Source organism: Luteitalea sp. (genome assembly GCF_022842525.1).
In the GTDB taxonomy this organism is placed as follows: domain Bacteria; phylum Acidobacteriota; class Vicinamibacteria; order Vicinamibacterales; family Vicinamibacteraceae; genus Luteitalea.
Genome location: NZ_JALHPM010000003.1, coordinates 86,780 through 102,738 on the forward strand (window position 1 = coordinate 86,780; position 15,959 = coordinate 102,738).

Sequence of the window (15,959 nt, forward strand, 5' to 3'; positions counted from 1 at the left end):
GCCTGGAGCTACCCCCTCTGATTCCCGAGCCATGCCTGTAGATGTACGACTTTGGCCGGGCCAGCGTTCTGATGTCCGCTGCCCGGCGGTTGCCTTGGAGACGCCGGCGGAGCCGATCCCATCAGGGATCGGCCAGTCCATTGCCTGAGAGACGTCATGCCACACCCCATCGAGGCGCTGAGCCTCTCCGAGTTCGAGACGCTGCTGGATGCCTGGACCCCTGTTCGACGCATCACGCAGGTGCACGTGCACTGCACGGATCATCCCCGTCATGCGGAGTTCCGCGGGCTCGCGAGCGTCGAGGCCATGCGCGCCTTCCACCAGAGCATCGGGATGGCGGACATCGCGCAGCACCTCACCATCGACCCCCAGGGCCTGATCTGGACGGGTCGTCCCTTCGACGTGATGCCGGCGAGCGTGCGTGGGCACAACGGGACGACGGCGGCGGGCCCCTTCATGGTCGAGATGGTCGGGCTGTTCGAAAGGAAGGTCGATCCCTTTGCGGGCGCGCAGAAGAACACGGCCTACGCCGTCGTCCGCGCGGTGCTGGCCAAATGCGGCCTCGACGAGAACGCGGTGAAGTTCCACCGGGAGTTCCTCAACACCGGCAAGACGTGTCCTGGCCTGGACCTCGACCCCGCGAAGTTTCGGACTGACATCAAGGCGCTCCTTGCCAACAACACACTGAGCGCCTTCGACGTGCCTGTGCCAAGCGGCTTGACGCGTGGCGCGATCGTTCGGACCGCACTGACGAGGAGCGACCTACGCCCAGAGCCGGACTACCTGGAGGTGCCGGAACACGCTCACGCCGCGGAAGAGCAGGCAGTGCTCACGCGACTGATCGAGCAGGGACGCCTCGCGACCGATGACGGCGCTGGCGCGCGTGGCATCGAAGACGAGTTCCGGGACCTGATCGGCCATGCCGTGAACACCTCACAGGGGGTCTTGTCTGGCAAGGGCGCGATGCAGAACACCACCGCGGATCTCGATACCCTGGTCCGCGACCATTTGACACCCCAGTTCGACGGCGACGGCTTCGACCATCTGCTGTTCTACGCGCACGGCGGGTTGGTCGGCGAGACGTCGGCGCTACGCTACGCCCGCGCGATGCTGCCCTGGTGGAAATCGCATCGCGTCTACCCCATCTTCTTCATCTGGGAATCGAGTCTCTTTCAGACGATCTGGAAGCAGCCACGCGGTCAGCGCGGGCTCGGGGACTTCTGGGACAAGGGTGTGGAGGTTGCCACACAGCAACTCGCGCGCCCGATCTGGGCCGAGATGAAGGCCAACGCGCGGCGGTGCTCGGAGCCGACCACCAGGTTCGGTCGTCCTGGCGGGCTCCACGAACTCGCACAGAGGCTCCTGCCCTGGCTGTCGCAGCACAAGAAGGTGAAGCTCCACGCGGTCGGCCATAGTACCGGCCCCATCGTCCTCGCGCCCTTCATGCGGCTGTTCACGGACGAGGGACTGGCCTTCGAGTCACTCAACTACCTGGCGCCAGCGATCCGCATCGATGACTATGCGCGTGACGTGGCGCCGATCGTCGATGGCCGGACAGTGAAGCGCTTGCGCGTCTTCACCATGAGCGACAAGGCGGAGCGCGACGACAACGTCGCGCAGATCTACCGCAAGTCCCTTTTGTACTACGTGCGGGACGCGTGCGAGGACCGGAATGACGGCCGCGTGCTTGGGCTGCAGAAGGACCTGTTCGCCGACCCCAGCATGCGCTCCGCGTTCGGGCTTGCCGACAAGCGCGACCTGCGCGCTCCTCTGAAGTACTCCGTGAGCGACGTCAGGGCCATCGAGTTCTCGCAGCGCGACGAGGATGGCGCGCTGAACCAGCGTACGCTGGCGACACAGCACGGCGGCTTCGACAACGACGAGGCCACCTTGCGCAGCGTTCTGGCCAACGTACTTGGCGTCGCCGCGCTCGGGTTCGGCGGCAAGAGGTTCCCGACATCCGAGGACTTCGCCCGGACCCTCGAGGGTGCTGACGCGGCTCGCGCGCTGGTGCAGCCTGACGATGGTGAGGCCCAGCCGTCGGTCGACTGTGTGTGCTGTTGCTGCCACGGCGAGAAGGCAAAGCCGGTCACTGCCTTCGATAGGGAAGACGACGGGGAGGACGAGCCCGTCGATTCGGGTTCGCAAGCATCGGTCGACAGAGCCGAGTCTCCAGTCACGCGACGCGTCGCCGTCTGTATCGGCATCGACACGTACGCCGGTATGCCGTTGAGCGGCTGCGTCAACGACAGCCGAGCGTGGCAGGCTCGGCTGGAGAGGGCCGGATTCTCGGTCACCACTTTGCGCAATCGCGACGCCACGCGGTCTCGGATGCTCGAGGCATTGACCTCGCTCGTGAAGGACAGTCGACGCGGCGACCAGCTCGTGTTCCAGTACGCCGGACATGGAACCCAGGTGCCGGATCTCAATGGTGACGAGGTGGACCGCTTTGATGAGGCACTGGTCCCCGTCGACTACCAGCGCGGCGAACTGCTGACCGACGACGACATCTACCAGGTATGCGCGCAGCTCCGTGAGCGTCCTGGCGTGACGCTGACGTTCTTCATGGACTGCTGCAACTCGGGCACGAACACTCGGGTGGCTGCGTTGCCGAGGCCTGGCCTGAATCAGCAGGTCCGCTTCTTCAAGCTGCCCGCCTCCGTCATCCGCGAATACGAGGCCGTACGAAGACGGGACGGGGCCAGAGCCACGGTCCCACCGGCAGGCGAGCGCGAGCCGCAGCCTGGGGTCGTCTCATTTGCCGCCTGTCTGGATCACGAGTTCGCGTTCGAAACCGACAGCCACGGCGATTTCACGACCAGTGCGATGACCGTGTTCGACACGACCCTCGCGGGCGGCGGGTCGAACCAGGCCTTCATCACGGCGATCCTGAAGGCGTTTGGCCGGGACCGCCGGCAGAACCCGACTCTGCTGGACCCGGCCCCTGGCATGAAGCAGAGACGATTCCTGGGCGGGCGATGACATGAACGCGCGCAGCACTGCCGGAGCGTCGGCATGGACGTTCGGTCTTCACCCCAACGTTCGGCAGCGTGTACAACCGCATCCGGAGATCCCGGACGGCATGCCGACACGTCGGCGTCTCCGCGTGTTCACGCAGGATCCGAGCGTCGGCCGACTGGACGGACAGGTGTCGACCCTGTCGGTGCCCTACGAACCGCTTCAGCCGGGTCCGGCCGGACACTGGTTCGTGGTCGACCGCCGGGACATGGGCGATGCGGTGCTCGACCTCGAGTCTCGAGCACTGCTCATGACCGACGGCCTGTCGCCCAGCACCACCGATCCTCGCTTTGCGTGCCAGATGGTGTACGCCGTTGCGATGGAAACGTACGCCCGATTTACGGACGCCCTGGGTCGGGATCCGGGGTTCGGCCCGATCCCGCACGACGATGGTCGACTGCGTCTCGTGCCACGAGCGTTCCGCGACGCGAACGCCTACTACGACCGCGATAGTGGCACGGTCGAGTTCGGCTGGCAGACGGCGCAGGAGTTCGCGACCGGTCGCAGCCAGCCCGGTGGCCGCGTGTATCTGGCACTCTCGCGCGACATCATCGCGCACGAGATCAGTCACGCGCTCCTCGATGGACTCAGGCCGAACTTCCTCCGCCCGACGCATCCCGATGTGCCTGCGCTGCACGAGGGCTTCTCGGACCTCGTGGCCATCTTCCTGCACTTCGCTCAGCCTGGTGTGGTGGCGGCGGCCATCGATCGCACCCAGGGAGGGGTGGAGACCGATCAGCTTGCCGCGATCGGACGGCAGTTCGGGTACGACCTGATCGACGGCCGCTCCCCACTGCGGACGGCGGTGCACAACACGAAAGTGGACGAGCCGGTGCCCGACCACCAGAGGTACGACGACACGCAGGAGGAGCACACGCTGGGCGCGGTGCTGGTGTCGGCGTGCTTCGAGGCATTCCGGCGGGTGTATGCCGTCAAGACGGCGAAGCTCCGTCGCGTGTTTGCGCCCTACCAGAATCGCCTGCCTGCCGAGGGCGTGGACTTGCTGGCCAAAGCCGCGTGCGACCTGGCCCAACAGTTCCTGGCCATTGTCATTCGGGCCATCGACTACAGCCCCTCGCACCACTGCACGTTCGGCGAATTCCTGCGCGCGATGATCACTGCCGACACCGACCTCGTCGCAGACGATCCGTGGGCCTACCGGGAGGCACTGGTGACGTCCTTTCGGCACTACGGCATCACGGTTCCCGATGTGGAGGATCTGAGCGAGGGCTCGCTCCTGTGGCGCCAACCCGAGCGCCCGATCTCCGTGGAGGCGTTGCGCTTCAGTCAACTGCAACTGGATTGCACGAACGGGCTCATTCAGTGGAGCGACGACGGACGGCAGGTGGAGGCGGCCGAGGCGCTCGGCCGCGCCATCTGCAACGGCGAGCATGGGCCTCCATGCGGCCTCGTTCGCCCTGGCGGGAAGGTGCAGGCTCCGCAGGTGATCTCGTTGCGCACCGTCCGCCGGGTCTCACCGGGCGGCAGCGTCAACTTCGACACGGTTGCGGAGATCGTGCAGAAGCGTGCCGTGCGGGAGGGCTACTTCTTCGGCGGCTGCACGCTCGTCGTCGACGGCGAGGGTCGTGTGCGCTACGCCATCCGCAAGAACATCGATTCAGAGAAGCGCCTCATCGCACAGCGCCGATGGCTGCGGACGCAGCCCGCTGACGTCCGCGAGGCTGCGTGGGCGGAACACTCGTCGGTCTCGGCGGCGCTGCTGCGTAGGATCCACAGACGTCAGCGGTAGCCTTACCGGGCTCCCCTTCGAGGACGATCTCATGCTTTCCCCTGGCGCCGGCTTACCAGGTTCTGTGACTTGCCGCGCTCATCACCGACACATCCGCGGGAGAGAATCTACGCATGGCCAGACTGCCGAACAACAGCGAAAAGCCCTTCGGCGAAGCGGACTGCGAGTCCGAGCTGCGTACGCTCGGCGAGAACTATCAGGACTACTATTTCTACCATACGCGTTTCAACGCGGACGCGCTCAAACCGGACGTCTACCTGATCGTCGGTCGACGGGGGAGCGGAAAGACGGCTCTGAGCCGCTATCTCTCGTTTCGCTCGACACTTCCGGACGCAGTCTTCATCGATGTGGACGAACCCAAGGTCTACCAGGACGTCCTCGCTCCGCTCTCGGCTACGGCAACGACGGCTCGCGAAGTGGCAATCCCTCGCCTGGCGAGAGTCTGGGACTTTGTCATCTGGTCGGTCATCTTTCACCATCTCCGCGACAAGGATCCCCGGATCCGTGATGCCAATGTGTTCGGTATCGACGGAGGCAAGGCATCGCAGTTCATTCGCGGCGCGTTCCGATGGCTCTTGACGCGGTTCGGCAGCTTTGACCCGCTGATGTCGGACCATCTGGAGGAGCTCTTTGCCACGCCGACTATCGCTGAGGGCAAGCAGGCCGTGCTGGAGTTCGCGCGATCGCACCCGATCGTGATCGCCTTCGACACTCTCGAGAACTATGCCGTCCATGACGAGGACATGATGCGCGCCACGGCGGCGCTCATCGAGTGTGCCGCGCAGTTCAACCCCGCGTACGCGTCCAAGAATATTCACCTGAAACTGTTCATGATGGCTGAGGTCTTTCCCTACCTGCTTGAAGAGGCCATCACCAACAGTTTGAAGTATGTGAAGAACGAGCTGTATCTCCATTGGCGCCCGAAGGATTTGATGCGACTTCTCAGTTGGCGCCTCTCCGTGTACCTGGAGAAGACAGGCATACAGCTCCCGAATGGTGCGGTGCGTGACTGGGACGATCATCGCGAGGTCCGTGCGAAAATGTGGACTCCCTTCTTCGGGCGGGATCTCACCAACGGCCGAGGCCTGACCGAGAGCACCTTTCCGTACGTCCTGCGCCACACTCAGCTCAGGCCGCGTCAGCTGATCGTGCTGGCAAATGAGGTGGCCCGACAGTCTCTCGAGGAGGGGACCTTTCCTCGGTTCACGGAGGAGCAGCTCAGATCGGGTGTGAAGAAGGCCGAGCAGAGGCTTGCAACCGAGGTGGTCAGCGCTTTCAGTTCAGTGTATCCGCGCATCGGCCAAATCCTCGACGCCCTCAACGGTATGCCTGCGGTCTTCAAGGGGCGGGACCTGGACAAACGTGCGCACCAGACAGCATCGCAGTGGCCTGCGGGCGAATACTCGGCGTGGAGGTTCCGGCAGATCGTGAGCGAACTGGGGGTGGTTGGCCGAGTGCGAACCTTCAGCGCCGACGGCTTCACAGCAGAGGCAGATTTCGAGTATGCGATGGAGACCCGACTCCCGATCTTGGAGCACGACATTTGCGCGATGCACCCAATGTTCTATCAGAAGCTGAGGGTGCAGGTTACGCCACCCGTCCGTCTGTACCCCTTTCCCGACCATCCCGAGTTCATCGATCTGAACGCCTGACACCTCGTGCCGAGCCACAATGACTCTCAGACGCGTGCGGCTCGCTCTCGCCGGGCTAATCTGTAGCGGAGCCGTCCTCTATCTCCTGGCGCCACGCGACGATGTACTCGATGGTCGCTGGCGCGGCGAGGTCGGTGCGGGCAGCGTGGACCTTCTCTTGATACAGCAGGGGCCGACCGTCCACGGTGCTGGTACCCTTCGGTCCGACGCTCGCACCGTTCCCATCGTCGTCACCGGCTATGTGGCTGGTGACGAGGTCGCACTACACCTGAGTGCGGACGACATCGACGTCGTGGCCCTCACGAGTAGAGATGGTGAACGGCTGTCCGGAGCCGCTACTGCTCGAGACCCAGACATGACCGGTCCGGCCGCCTTCCAGCGTACGCACCCGACGAGCGCATTTCAGGCATGGCTCGGTGGTGTTCGATTCAAGAAGTGAGAGCATGGCCGAGCCGTTCCATGCCAGCACAGCCTTGAACGCAATCACCTGGTGACGCGCTACGAGCCCATCGTGCTTCCATAGGGCTGCAAGCTCGATCTGGGACAGTTCACCCCTCGGACGTGACTGGTGTCCGGATTCTCAGGTCCCAACGTTCACCAGTTCATGGTCCAGAACAATCGACATCAGACTCTTTCGTCCACAGTCATTGTGGCGTCACTGGTTTACATGTGCTTTGGGCCGGCATCTGCGGCCGGGCAGGATCTCCTGGCTCGTCGTAACACAGCAGGTCTCCTGCCTACCGACTGCCGGAGGTTCGTTGAAACGAATCCGCCTAAGGATGCGTCGCCTACGTCCGACGCTCTGAAGACACTTCTGGCATGCTACAAGACGGCCAAGCGAGAGCTTAGCGCAAGAGCGGTACCCACGATTGTGAGTGCGACTACAGCTGACGGTGCGCCAGCGAAGGTTGCCGACACGTTAGTCGCCGCAAACGCTGCGAACACGGCCACAAACCAGTGGCTGCTGAGGCAGCACATCAACTTGAAGGCCCTCGATCGGTGGGTGGGCCGCTACGCGGACACGAGTCGAAGGGCGAATGAATGGCCTCCTGAGCTCAGCGAGCTGCTGACGTCCTCGGAGGAATCGCATACGACGCTGGAAGCCATGCTCGCGCAACGAGGATTGCGAGAACTCTTCTCAGCCACTCTTGTCACCGGAGCCGTGGTAGGCAACGGACGACCCGTCGACGAGGGAAGCGGTGGCGAGCAAACAGCAGCCGCTCTTGCCCATGTCGTCTGGGAGTCGAAGCACTTCGGCGACGACCGCTTCGAGCGCTTCGATTTCGCACTTGGTGGTCGCTTTGGGTTCGTCCCAGCCCTATCTCTGGTGGAGCCGGTCGATGACAGTGCCCCAGCAGAATCCGAAGAATCACCTCAAGCGGTGTACCAAGAGGCCTTTCTCTGGGACCTTGGAGCTCGCGCGAACCTCCGGGCGAACGGACAGAAGTCCGCAGAAGTGAGCCTTGGTGTGAGAATCGGTCAGACTATTCTCGGCACGCAGAGTGTTCTGTTGGACCGGGGCCAGAGTAGTGTGCTGTCGGTGCCGATAGCGAACGGAGCCACCAAAGCCGAGCTCTTCTGGGAGGCGGCTTTGGCCTACAACCTCTTCAACAATCCCATGGAGGTCGTTCACGGCGAGGGCTCAACGGTCGCACCGGCTTTCTCGGCCTCGATAGCCTGGCGACATGACAGCCGCTTCCGCGGGGAGGGCGCTCTTGCATCCTTTGATGCGCCGGATGAAAGGCTTGTGTTCAGGTTCATGATAGACGCACTCAAGGTCATCGACAGGAGGGAGGTCGCCGAGAAGCCTCGAACGTTCACGTTCGGCTTCGGCGTCGAGCACGAAGCACCTCTTAGGCGAGGGGGCACGACCGTCCCTTCAGGAACGAAGCTGATCTTCAGGGGCGACATCGACCTACTGCGTGCGTTGAGAGGCCAATAGCGTGGCCTCATATTCGACCACCCTCGATGACCCGCCGGAATCGCTCGCGCCCGAGTCACGTCGCCCACGCGCTCGGGCGGGGAGCTAACGGCGGCCCGCTGCAGCGCCAGCATCAAGGACCGGAGATCGAGCAGGAGGCACTCCCATTGACCCTCCTGCAGACGTGGGCCGCCATTCGAAGCTGCACCGCCGATGGCCAGCGGCTGGGCGCGCGTGAGCTTGGCCGAGGACGTCTTCGGGGAGATTCTGCAGGCGCGGCGAGGGGCTCGGGGCGCTGGACCTCAATGCGCTGGTCGCGTTCTCGATGGTCGGGTCGAGGCGACGTAGAGCCACAGGCGGATCGGATCCGACGCAGCGCCGCGTTGATGGTGCCGTCGCTCATCGGCCGTGTCGTGGTGCGGATCGACGGGAACAGGTAGCGCGAGTGACCGGTGAACGGCCGGAGCTGTGCAGGATGGCGACCGCCTGGGTGCTCAGGGGCACGATGTGCGCCTCGCGCATCTTCATGCGCTCCGCCGGCATGCGCCACTCGGCGGCGGCGAGATTGATCTCGCTCCACTCGGCACGTCGGAGTTCGCCAGGCCGGACGAAGACCAGCGGCGCCAACTGCAGCGCCGAGCGGACGACGAACGTGCCGTCGAAGGCGTCGATGGCGTTCAGGAGGGTTCCCACCTGCGCCGCCGAGGAGCCGTCGGCAACTGCAGGAGTCACTGCGAAAATTCAGCGGGGATGGGGCTGGAAGAAACTGTGGTGCCGGTGGGCGGACTCGAACCGCCGACCCTGCGCTTATGAGACGCATGCTCTAACCGGCTGAGCTACACCGGCACCCTGAAGGCTGGCCCTCTGCCATGAACACGGCGTCCAGCCAGAACGAGCGATTCTAGCAGAGGCGGCGCCCCTGGAGCGAGCGCCACCTCCCGTCGCCGCTATTTCCGGGCGTTCTCGGCGTCCAGCTGCGCTCGCAGCCGCGCCACGACCTCGGGGTGCGCGGCAGACTGGTCGTAGCGCTCCGAAGGGTCGTGCAGGAGGTGGAACAGCTCGACGCGTTCGGCGGGTGACGGCCCGTTCCCGCCTTCGCCAGGGCTACGGCGGGCAAGCGGAGGGCCGGCCCCGGCCCCGGTCGGGGCGACGCTGACCCGCAGCTTCCACGGACCCACCCGAATCGCCTCGAGCTTGCCGCCGTTGTCGTAGAGGATGGTCCGCTCGGCCGGCGAGGCGGTCGCGCCCGACAGCACCGGCCAGACGTCGAGGCCGTCCACGTTCGCCGGGACCCGGCCCGCCAGACCGGCCCGACCCGCCAGCGTCGGAAAGAGGTCGACGACGCTGATCGGCGCATCGCTCGTGAGGCCGGCGCGAATCCTCCCCGGCCACACCGCCAGGAACGGCACGCGATGCCCGCCTTCGTAGCTGCCCGCCTTGCCACCGCGGAACGGCCCCGGCGTGCCATGGTCCCAGGGCTTGACGATGTCGCGGCCGAACATGCGGTCGGGCATCGCGTTCCAGGGGCCGTTGTCACTCGTGAAGATGACGATGGTGTTGTCCGCCACGCCGGCTGCCGTCAGCGCCGCCCGCACCTGCCCGATCGAGTCGTCGAGTTCGGCCATGACGTCGCCATAGAGGCTGCTCGTGCGCCCGCGCCACGCCGCCGACACCGCCAGCGGCACGTGCGGCATCGAGTGCGCGAGGTAGAGGAAGAACGGCTGGCTCGCCGCGGCGCGGTCGCGGATGAATGCGACGGCCTCCCGGGTATAGGTGCCAGTCAGCGTCGCCGGGTCAGGCTCTTCGACGCGACGCTGCTCCCCGTCCCACAGCGCAAGCTTCTCCGGCGTCTGGACGAAAGGGTCCTTGTAGTCGTGGCTGTACAGGAGACCGACGAAGCGATCGAAGCCGTGGTCCAGCGGCCGCATGCCCGGCTGGTCGCCCAGATGCCACTTCCCCACCACCATCGTCTTGTACCCGGACGACTTCAGGACCTGCGGCAGCGTGACGTGGTCGCGGGCCCGGAGGCCGCCGGTGCTGCGCGGCGAGAACGGGGCGGGCACGCCGACACGAAAGGCGTAGCGTCCGGTCAGCAGCGACGCCCGCGTCGGCGAGCACGACGGCGACGGCGCGTAGGCCGACGTGGCCCGCAGTCCCTCGCGCGCCATGGCATCGAGTTGCGGCGTGCGGTGCAGCGGATGGCCGTACGACGCCAGGTCGCCGTACCCGAGGTCGTCGGCAAGGATGACGACGATGTTGGGGCGCGCGGTGGGGGCGGGCGACTGGGCGTGCGCGAGCGAAGCGCATCCAAGCACGAGCATCGCGAGCACGGCGAGTGTGCTGCGCACTTGACGGGACCTGCGGTTTGGCTGAGGCATGGCGCTGAGCAAGTCGAGGTCGAGGCGGCCAGTTCGGAGAGCGGGCCCTACCCGGAGAGGCCGCCCCGAAGGGCGGGCGGCCCTACTTCAACTCGACCTCGATCACCCGCATCGGCTGGGTCCCGGGGTTGGCCACCATGTGCGTCGCATTCGGTCCGCGGAAGCCGACGCTGCCACTCGTGAACGACGCCGTCTCCTTCTTGCCGTCCTTCTCGGTGAAGAGCAGCGTGCCCTCGGTCAGGATGACGCCCACGTGCGCGAGATCGTGTGTGTGCATGCCCGTGTCGAGCACACCGGCCGGGAAGGTCACGTCCTTGACGCGCACCCGCTCGTTCTCGAACACCACCTGCGAGGAGTACTTGACGGCCGCCGCCTTGGCCGCAGCCGCCTGCGGCGCACGCCACGCCTCCAGCCCGGCCGCGCCGACCGTGAGCAGTCCTGCCGTCAACACCGAGCCGGCCACCGTGCCGGCGAGGAACGTGATCTTCGAACGATTCATGTCAGTTGCCCCCCAGAAAGGCATGAGAATACCGGACCGTCGACCTGAAGGTCGACGGCTACAGCAGAAAAGGTCGACAGCTCAGCGTGGGTAGGGCCGGCTCTCCGAGCCGGCCGTCACCGTCAGCTCACCGTCACGACGGCCCGTCTCTCCTCCGCCCGGCTTCGACGGCCCGTTCCGAAAACGGGCCCTACCCTCGCGCATCCTTCACACAATCAACATCGCGTCGCCGTAGCTGTAGAAGCGAAACTCCTCGGCGATGGCGCGCGCATAGGCCGCCAGCACGTGTTCGCGGCCGGCGAAGGCGCAGACGAGGAACAGCAGCGACGACCGCGGCACATGGAAGTTGGTGATCAGCGCATCGACCACGCGGAACTGGTGCCCGGGGCGAATGCAGAGCGACGTGGTCGCGGCGCCGGCCTGCACACGGCCATCGGCGTCGACGGCACTCTCGAGGGCCCGCGTGCTCGTCGTGCCCACCACCACCACCCGGCGGCCCTCCGCCTTCGCGCGGTTGATCGCCTCGGCCGTCTCGACCGAGACGGCATAGCGCTCGGGATCGACGACGTGGTCCTCGATGTCGTCGACACGCACGGGCTTGAAGGTGCCGTAGCCGACGTGCAGCGTGATCGTGACCACCTGCACCCCGACGGTGCGCAGGCGCGTGAGCAGGTCCGGGGTGAAATGCAGCCCGGCCGTCGGCGCGGCCACCGATCCGCGTCGGCTGCCGAAGACGGTCTGGTAGCGCTCGCGATCGTCGGTGGCATCCGGCCGCTTGATGTACGGCGGCAACGGCATGTGCCCGAGCGCCTCGATGGCGCTGTCGACGTCGGCATAGCCCTCCGCGCGCAGGCGCACGGTGCGCGTCCCGTGACTGCCGCGCCCGACGATCTCGCCGTGGATCGCCCCGCCGTGACTCCCGACTCCCGACTCCCGACTCCCGTCCGTGTCGATCACGAACGTGCTGCCCACCTTCACCCGCGGCCCGGGATGCACGAGCGCCTCCCACATATCGCCCTCAGCATGCCCTCTGGGCCCTGAGCCGTCAGCCTGCTCCTTGAGCCCTGAGCCGTCAGCCTGTTCTTTGAGCCCTGAGCCCTGAGCCGTGAGCCTGTCATCGAGCCTTTCGACGAGCAGGCATTCGAGACGCCCGCCGCCTGGCAGACGCCGGCCGAGCAGGCGCGCCGGGAAGACGCGCGTGTCGTTGAGCACCAGCACGTCACCGGCGCGGAGCCACGACGGGAGGTCGGCTACGGTCGTGGTGGTGGTCTCGCCGGTCTCGCGCGCCAGCACCATGAGCCGCGAGGTGCCGCGCACCGGCGGCGGATGCTGTGCAATGCGATCGGCGGGCAGGTCGAAGTCGAAGTCGTCAACGCGCATGTGATTTTTGCGGGGGCCTTCCTGACGCCGGCAGCGTCCATAGGCAGGTCGTCATGATTGCGCGGGTCGGGCCGGCAGACAAAATCACCGGCTCCGGGATCCCCGGGACGCGAACATGGCGTCAGACCACTTACGCCGCCATGCGGCACATGCGGCGCCCGACGAACCGGGCGCGTTGTTTGTCAGTAGTATCAGGAGGGACTTGCCATGATTCGTCGTTTCGCCCTTGCCGCGGCCGTTGCCGTCGCGTTCACCGCCGTTCCGGCCCAGGCCCAGACCAAGGACATCGTCGACACCGCAGTGGGTGCCGGGATGTTCAACACCCTCGTCACCGCCGTCAAGGCCGCTGGCCTGGTGGAGACGCTGAAGGGCACGGGGCCGTTCACGGTGTTCGCACCGACCGATGACGCGTTCAAGAAGCTCCCGGCCGGCACGGTCGAGGGCCTGCTCAAGGACATCCCGAAGCTGAAGGAAGTCCTGACGTATCACGTGGTGGCCGGCAAGGTGATGGCCGCCGACGTGGTCAAGCTGAAGGAAGCCAAGACCGTCCAGGGCCAGAGCGTGAAGATCGCCGTCAACGGCGGTACCGTCTCGGTCGATGGCGCCAAGGTGATCAAGGCCGACGTCGCGGCCAGCAACGGTGTGATCCACGTGATCGACACCGTCATCCTGCCGAAGGCCAAGGGCACCTACTAAGGTCCTGCTCGTGCGGCTTCGTTGACACCTGCCCGCCGCATGGGCCCCGCCGCTCCGCACTTCCGTGCGGGGCGGCATTTTCTTTGTGACAACACATCACTTCGCCTCACGCCTCCCGGCCTCACCGGCCAGGGCCTTTGCCTGGCATGCCCAGCCGTCGGCGCTCGCGCGCCTGCTGCCCCCGTGGGATCGCGTCCGCGTGCGAACGCGCGAGGGCGGCCTGCGTGACGGACGCGTCGTGCTGGAGTTGCGTCAGGGACCGCTGACGCTCGTGTGGGATGCCCGCCATCAGGCCGACGGCTTCGTCGAGGGCGTGCAGTTCGTCGACACGCAGGCGTCCGGTCCCTTCGCACACTGGCACCACACCCATCGTGTCGAGGCCGGCACGTCGGCAGACGCGAGCGTGCTGCACGACACGGTCACGTGGCGCCTGCCCCTCGACCCGCTGTCCCGGCCGGCGCGCCCGATCGTGGCGCGGGTGTTGCGGCGCATGTTCGCGTATCGTCACTGGGTGACGGCCGCCGATCTGGCCCGCCACCAGTCAGGAACTCGCATGCGCATCGCCATCACCGGCGCCAGTGGCCTGGTCGGATCCGCCCTCGTGCCCTTCCTTCGGGGCGGGGGCCACGAGGTGGTGCGCCTGGTGCGCGGCACCCCGCAGGCCAGTGATGAACGCCAATGGACTCCCACCGCCGGCATCGTCGACGCCGCGGCACTCGGGCCTGTCGATGCGGTGATTCATCTGGCAGGCGAGAGCGTGGCCGGCGGACGCTGGTCGCCGGCGATGAAGGCCGGCATCCGCGACAGCCGGGTCGGCCCGACCCGCGCGCTGGCACAGTCGCTCGCGGCCGCGCCGGTGCCACCGCGGGTGTTCATCAGTGCATCGGCCATGGGCATGTATGGCGATCGCGGCGACGAGATCCTGACCGAGGCGAGTCGCCCGGGCACCGGATTCCTCGCCGACGTCTGCCAGGAGTGGGAAGCGGCAGCCGATCCCGCCCGTGCCGCCGGGATCCGCGTCGTGCATCCGCGGTTCGGCATCATCCTGGACGCGCGTGGCGGCGCGCTCGGCAAGATGCGCCTGCCTTTCAGCCTCGGCCTCGGTGGCCCGCTCGGGAGCGGCAGGCAGTACTACAGCTGGGTCGGCATGGAAGACGTGCTCGGCTCGCTCCTGTTCGCCCTCACCCATGCCGATGTGCAGGGCCCGGTGAACGTGACGGGACCGACACCGGTGACCAATGCCGAGTTCACGCGCACGCTCGGCCGCGTGCTGCGGCGTCCCGCGTTCCTGCCCGTGCCGGCCTTCGTGTTGACGGCGCTGTTCGGCGAGTTTGCCGAGGCCGAACTGCTCAGCAGCAAGCGCGTGGTGCCGGCGGCCCTGCAGGCCGCGGGCTTCCAGTTCCTGCATCCCCGGCTCGAAGACGCCCTGCGGTTCACGCTCGGTCGCGTCGAGGCCACGCCGGTCGCATGACCCCGCTGCGTCTGCTGCTGGTCAACGCCGCGGCGACGTGGTTCCTGACCGGCCTGATCTGGGTCATCCAGGTCGTCCATTACCCGCTGTTCTCGTTCGCCGATCGCGCCACCTATCCGGCCTTCGCCGCCGCGCACGGCCGCCTCATCACGGTGGTCGTCGGCCCGATGATGCTGGTGGAACTGGTGACGACGGCGCTGCTGCTGTCGGAGCGACCAGCGGCGTTCCCCCAGTCGTGGGCGTGGGGTGGAGCGCTGCTCCTCGGCGTCATCTGGCTGTCCACGGCCCTGCTGCAGGTGCCGATGCATACCCAGTTGGCCTCCGGTTACGACGCTCAGGCGCACGGCTGGCTGGTGGGGTCGAACTGGCTGCGGACCGTCGCCTGGACCCTCCGCAGCCTCCTGCTGCTGGCCGCGCTGTCGCGCGCGTTGCAGCCCGCTACCTGAGCCGCCGATGGCATACTGGGGCGCCGTGCTGTGCCCCTCCCATCGCGCAACCGGCGAGAGACGATGAAAGTCTGGCCTGGATCTCCCTACCCGCTCGGTGCCACCTGGGACGGGATCGGTGTCAACTTCGCCCTGTTCTCGGAGCACGGCACGGGCGTCGACCTGTGCCTGTTCGACTCGCCGTACGCCGGACGCGAGTCGCACCGCATCCCGCTGCGGCAGCGGACCGAGCAGGTCTGGCACGGGTACCTTCCGGAAGTGCGCCCGGGCCAGCTCTACGGGTTCCGTGTCCACGGGCCGTACGACCTGCGCGAAGGCCACCGGTTCAACCCTGCCAAGCTCGTCTTCGACCCGTATGCCAAGGCCGTCGGTCGCAACGTCCGCTGGCACGACAGCATGTTCGGCTTCACGATCGGGGCCCCGGACAGCCGTGACGACCGCGACAACGCGGCCTACGCGCCGCTGGCAGCCGTGGTCGATCCGGCGTTCACGTGGGGCGACGACCGCCGCCTGAAGCGGCCGTGGCACGAGACGGTCATCTACGAGTTGCACGTCCGCGGCTTCACCAAGCGGCACCCCGGCATCCCGGACGACCTGCGCGGCAGCTACCTGGGCCTGGCGTCGGAAGCCTCGATCGAGCACCTCCTCAAGCTCGGCGTGACTGCCGTCGAGCTGCTGCCGGTGCACCACCACATCGACGACTGGCACCTCGTGAAGGCGGGGCTGGCCAACTACTGGGGCTACAACA

11 protein-coding genes, 1 tRNA gene and 2 pseudogenes are annotated in these 15,959 nt (G+C 66.5%); 8 read left to right on the plus strand and 6 right to left on the minus strand.

Translation table 11 applies throughout. The annotated features are described in order from the left end of the window. The first annotated feature begins 156 nt into the window (after positions 1–156). The 3 genes from Q0C41_RS01395 to Q0C41_RS01405 all read left to right on the plus strand — a co-directional run bounded on the left by Q0C41_RS01395 (position 157) and on the right by Q0C41_RS01405 (position 6,420). On the plus strand, positions 157–2,982 hold the full coding sequence (locus tag Q0C41_RS01395; RefSeq protein WP_291980650.1) for a caspase family protein: 2,826 nt from the start codon (positions 157–159) through the stop codon (positions 2,980–2,982). 100 nt (positions 2,983–3,082) lie between these two features. Beyond that, entirely contained in the window at positions 3,083–4,768 is a 1,686-nt protein-coding gene (locus tag Q0C41_RS01400) for a hypothetical protein (protein ID WP_291980651.1), read from the plus strand. 113 nt (positions 4,769–4,881) lie between these two features. Beyond that, positions 4,882–6,420 (plus strand): hypothetical protein, encoded by a 1,539-nt coding sequence (locus Q0C41_RS01405; RefSeq protein WP_291980652.1) that lies wholly within the window; start codon positions 4,882–4,884, stop codon positions 6,418–6,420. A 55-nt stretch (positions 6,421–6,475) separates the two neighbouring features. Here Q0C41_RS01405 and Q0C41_RS01410 read toward each other — a convergent pair whose 3' ends face one another. Next, the gene (locus Q0C41_RS01410; protein ID WP_291980653.1) at positions 6,476–6,604 is read right to left on the minus strand and encodes a hypothetical protein; all 129 of its coding nucleotides are present in this window, start codon (positions 6,602–6,604) and stop codon (positions 6,476–6,478) included. A 384-nt stretch (positions 6,605–6,988) separates the two neighbouring features. Between Q0C41_RS01410 and Q0C41_RS01415 the strand changes: the two genes are divergently transcribed. Further along, complete coding sequence (locus Q0C41_RS01415) at positions 6,989–8,362, plus strand: hypothetical protein (protein WP_291980654.1); 1,374 nt, start codon at positions 6,989–6,991, stop codon at positions 8,360–8,362. Between the two features lie 343 nt (positions 8,363–8,705). Here Q0C41_RS01415 and Q0C41_RS01420 read toward each other — a convergent pair. The 5 genes and pseudogenes from Q0C41_RS01420 to queA form a co-directional block, all read right to left on the minus strand. Then, a pseudogene (locus Q0C41_RS01420) lies at positions 8,706–9,037 on the minus strand (site-specific integrase); the annotation flags it as partial. 73 nt (positions 9,038–9,110) lie between these two features. Further along, positions 9,111–9,187 (minus strand) — tRNA-Met (locus Q0C41_RS01425). Positions 9,188–9,288: 101 nt separating this feature from the next. Continuing rightward, on the minus strand, positions 9,289–10,689 hold the full coding sequence (locus Q0C41_RS01430) for a sulfatase (RefSeq protein WP_291980656.1): 1,401 nt from the start codon (positions 10,687–10,689) through the stop codon (positions 9,289–9,291). A gap of 112 nt (positions 10,690–10,801) precedes the next feature. Then, on the minus strand, positions 10,802–11,218 hold the full coding sequence (locus Q0C41_RS01435) for a hypothetical protein (RefSeq protein ID WP_291980657.1): 417 nt from the start codon (positions 11,216–11,218) through the stop codon (positions 10,802–10,804). Between the two features lie 207 nt (positions 11,219–11,425). Then, a complete protein-coding gene (gene queA, locus Q0C41_RS01440) occupies positions 11,426–12,598 on the minus strand; it encodes a tRNA preQ1(34) S-adenosylmethionine ribosyltransferase-isomerase QueA (protein WP_291980658.1) in 1,173 nt (390 codons plus the stop codon). Between the two features lie 312 nt (positions 12,599–12,910). Here queA and Q0C41_RS01445 point away from each other — a divergent pair, with 312 nt between their 5' ends. The 4 genes and pseudogenes from Q0C41_RS01445 to Q0C41_RS01460 form a co-directional block, all read left to right on the plus strand. Beyond that, positions 12,911–13,294, plus strand: coding sequence for a fasciclin domain-containing protein (locus tag Q0C41_RS01445; RefSeq protein WP_367079077.1), 384 nt, complete (start codon positions 12,911–12,913; stop codon positions 13,292–13,294). 85 nt (positions 13,295–13,379) lie between these two features. Further along, positions 13,380–14,765: a TIGR01777 family oxidoreductase gene (locus tag Q0C41_RS01450; RefSeq protein ID WP_291980660.1), complete on the plus strand. Its 1,386-nt coding sequence runs from the start codon at positions 13,380–13,382 to the stop codon at positions 14,763–14,765. Then, the gene (locus Q0C41_RS01455) at positions 14,762–15,211 is read left to right on the plus strand and encodes a hypothetical protein (RefSeq protein WP_291980661.1); all 450 of its coding nucleotides are present in this window, start codon (positions 14,762–14,764) and stop codon (positions 15,209–15,211) included. The genes Q0C41_RS01450 and Q0C41_RS01455 overlap by 4 nt, the downstream gene beginning before the upstream one ends. A gap of 63 nt (positions 15,212–15,274) precedes the next feature. Next, a pseudogene (locus tag Q0C41_RS01460) lies at positions 15,275–15,959 on the plus strand (glycogen debranching enzyme GlgX); the annotation flags it as partial.